The sequence below is a fragment of the Ruminococcus flavefaciens genome (assembly GCF_900119075.1).
In the GTDB taxonomy this organism is placed as follows: Bacteria; Bacillota; Clostridia; order Oscillospirales; family Ruminococcaceae; genus Ruminococcus; species Ruminococcus flavefaciens_Q.
The window spans coordinates 1-4,111 of the sequence record NZ_FPIP01000014.1; the positions used below are offsets into that span (position 1 = coordinate 1).

The 4,111-nt window shown below is 45.9% G+C and carries 1 pseudogene; it reads right to left on the reverse strand.

The window, feature by feature from the left end:
• A pseudogene (locus BT105_RS14560) lies at nucleotides 1-3,940 on the reverse strand (hypothetical protein); the annotation flags it as partial.
• Between the last annotated feature and the right edge of the window lie 171 nt (nucleotides 3,941-4,111).

Sequence of the window (4,111 nt, forward strand, 5' to 3'; positions counted from 1 at the left end):
TGACCTCGGCTACTGCTGTGTAAGCGTGATCTATGACAAATGTTCCGTCTGCTGTACCTGTGTAGTTCGTTCCTTTCTTTGCTGTTACGATCACAAGTGCAGTGCCTGCATTCACGTTGTTTCTAAAAGTGACATCATAATTAGCCGAATCAACTTCTGCACCACCAGCAAGGGTGACGACCACATCTGTCGGAGAGATCCCTTCGCCGGTGTAGCTGAATGTGCCATTCACTGCTACTGCATCAAGCGCTGCTTTTTCAATTGTAAATTCTGTAGAAGCCGAACCAGTATAGCCGTTTGAATTTACACCGATGATCGTCACTGTCGCCGTTCCTGAGTTAGTATTATTCGAGTATGCGATTGTATAGTTATCGCTGTCAACTTCAACACCCTTATATGTCACAGTAACATTAGGAGTCTTTGCTTCACCATTGTAGGTGTATGTACCGCTGACAGACACAACTGCTTCTGAAAGATTCGTACCAATAGTGAATGCTTTGGTAGCAGTTAATCGGTAGTTTTCCTTTCCGGTAATAATAACAGTCGGAGTGTTCTCGCTGACATCTTCGTAATTCTCGTATGATACAGTGTAATCGGTATTCGCTTCAAGTATCTTACCGTCGAGGATAACAAAGCGCACATTGGGTTTGTAGGGACTATCTTCAACAGCAAAGTTAGTCTTGTCAAGAAGAATGATCGCATTTGCAAGGGACTTGGCTTCAATGACGAAATCACAAGTAGCTGTGTCCTCTAAGTAATTCGCACTCTCTGCAACCGTTGCTTTTACGGTATATGTTTTGGCGTCAGTGGGAACATCATTGCTCCATGCGTCAGTACCCTTAACAGCATACTGATATGTCACGCCGGTTGTGTAAGCGCCCATAACAGAAGGACTATTTGCAGTATCGCCGTATGTCCAGTCGCTGATCAATACAGTCAATGGATTAGTTGCCTTTGCAATAGATACTGGCACTGAAGCTTCAACTGTATCATTATGGTTATCATCGCCAACGACCTTGTAATAAACGGTATAATCACCTGCATTGATACCTGTTGGGATATCAGTTGACCAATTCACACCGTCAAGGCTATACCGCATCGTTCCGCCGGTTGGTGTACTTGCGAAAACGAGTGCCTGTGGATCACCAGAATAGACCAAAGCAGACTTTGCTACTGGTACTGTGCAGGAAGAAGCCGCTTTATTGACTGTCAAATTTACATCTATATTCTCAACAGTATTGTAGTTAGCAGTATCATTTGGAGTAAACGTAGCTTTAAAGACATTGGTGCCAGCATTTCCGACACTCTGTGTATTATCGTCCCAAGCCCAGCCAGCAGGAAGCTCAACATCTTCCAGTGTCTGTCCGTAAATAGCTGTAAGCTCTGACGGGATCGTGTAGTCCGGATCAGCCTTGCCAACTGTGACTGTTACTTCTATGGTAACGGTGTTGTAATTGCTATCGTCTTCTGGCGTAAAGGTCGCACTGAAAGTATGCTCTCCTACGTCTCCGACAAGAGTATCAAGTGCGTCATCCCACGCCCAGCGCTCAGGAAGCTCAACATCAGCAAGCGTCTGTCCATAGGTAGCTGTAAGATCGGTCGGAACAGTATAGTTTGTATTTTCAACAAGGTCTGCCTTTGCGATATAATATGTTACGGAAATCGTCTGTCCCTCAACAATCAGGCTTGCCCTGTATGAGCCTGCATTTGCAGGTATGTAGTTTATATCCTGATACTCTTCATCTATCAGCTGTTCATATACGATATTCTCCGCGAAAACGCTCAAACCAGTTACAGTATTAAATGCTTCAAGTCCGCTAAGAGCAGCGCCCTTTGCACTTCCGTTGTAGGTAAGGTCGTCAAGGGGAGCAATAGTAAGCTGAACGCCCTCTCCATATTCATCGCAGTTATGAGTGCAAGTTGCAGTCAGAACATTATCGCTTGCTTGATATGTGAATTCGTGACCTAATGCAGGAATCACAACATCATCTGCACTAACTTCACCGTCGTCGTTTCGGTCAGTTAATGGGATAAAAATACCGTCGCTCTTAGTGTAATAATAACCGTCGTAGATATAATACTCGATATTTCCTGCGGCTGTGCAGGTCGGAGCAACTGCATCATGCTTTTCAGGAACAAGCTTTGCAATCTCAACATCCTTAGTCTGAGCTGTAAAGGCATTATTTGTAAATGTCGCCGTCCACCTGCCCGTACCTACCGTATTCACAGTTGCAGGTGTTACTTCCGCATAGATTCCATCAACGGTTTCAGTCTCAACGTGGCTTGCGTTATTGGCGCAGGTACGGGTTGCTGTACACTTCCATACGCCACTTTCCTCTGTCCACGAATAAGTGGGAGTGCCATAGCTATGTCCCGTTGCTGCTATAACTACGTCATTTTCATCAACAACATTATCACCACTCTGGTCGGCCAGAAGCGTACCCTGATCATTGGAATAATATTTGTTATCCGAGCCTAAGTAATACTCAATATTTCCTGCGTCCGTACAAGTAGCGGCAACAGCAGGATAGTAAGTGTAGGTGACAGCCGCAGCAGGCTCCACCCTCATATACCTTGTTCGTGTATCAAGACTATTTGTTGTATCAGTCCAAGTATCATTATCGGTAGAGGTGTATACTGTGGCATTATCGGCAACGGTAAGGGTGCCGTTTGAGGTCATATCATCATAATAACCGCCGCCGCCGATTCCGACTCCAATTTTTGCATTGTCATCCCATTCTGATTTATCACCGGCTGTAGCAATAACTGTGCCGCCAAGAATGTTGACCGTTCCGCCATCTCCACACTGACCGCCGCCGATTCCGGCTCCATTTTCACCACCGGCAGCATTAACTGTACCGCCATAAATGTTTACTGTGTTACCGTCATGATTATAGTTACCTCCGATGCCTGCACCGTCATCACCGCCGTTAGCAGTAACAGTACCGTCATAGATATTCACAGTGCCGCCGATTCCCGCACATTTCTTGCCACCTGTAGCTGTAATTGTACCGCCATGGATATTAACATTTCCACTGCTAAAGTCAGAACTACTACAGCCAATACCAGCGTTCCAGTCGCTTCCTGTAGCAGTCAGCGAGCCGCTGTCGGTTATTGTTCCACTTGTTGTGCTGCCGGCGAAGATGTTCAGCGTACCTGCGTTTTCATCATATGGTGCGCTTTGAGCTACGGATATACCGCCATTAATGGTAAGACTTGCACCGTCTAACAATATCAGATTTACTGTACCTGTGACCTTGACACGGGAGTCGATAGTGACTGTGCCGCTGGCAACATAGGTGTTGCCGTCAGCCCATTTCTTGGTATCGCTTTCGATCAGAATACCTGCATTTTCGGCAAGCGTCCCATTATCCTGCAATTCGCCGGAGCTGTTGTATTGGCGATAGTAGACCGCAGATGTAAAGAGATTGTCGCTTTGTGTTTCTGCATAGCCTGTCAGAGTGATCGTTTGGTTACTCTCCGGTCCATCTCCATCGCTCTGCACAGAAACGACCTGCCACGCATCGACCTTTGCTCCATTGGCATAGGGGTAGTAACTGTTCGGCATATCGCCGATAGCACCAAGAGTATCATTTTCACTTGATACTCTAAGCATCATCAAGTTTTCGGGGATTACATCTTGTGTTCCCTGCGTATATGTCACATTGTCTCCTTGTCCTCCTCCGGTACAATAGCCACCCGCCTGAAGGATAATGGTTTTGCCATTTGCATCATACATTGCGCCGGGTTCAAGAATGTCGCCTACCTGCAGTTCCATCACATGGCTTGAATATGTCTCTGCATTTGCTGTTATCGCACTACGGGCAAACAATCCACCTCCCCTCACGTTCGCAGAGAGACCTGAGCCGCCTGCTACGATCAGAAGCGCCATAATGCCAGATAATACACGCTTCATTCCATGACTTAAATTGCTTGCCATAATAGTATCCTCCTTATAAAAAATATCAAAAAATATGTATTTTTCGATAAATCAGAGTTCACTGTTCTTCACAAACACCTGATCACCGTAAACATAGTTTTCACCGATCTGGATATATGGTCTCAGGTAGATGCCTGTACCATTGTCACTTGCTCCGATCGTGCCGGTTGC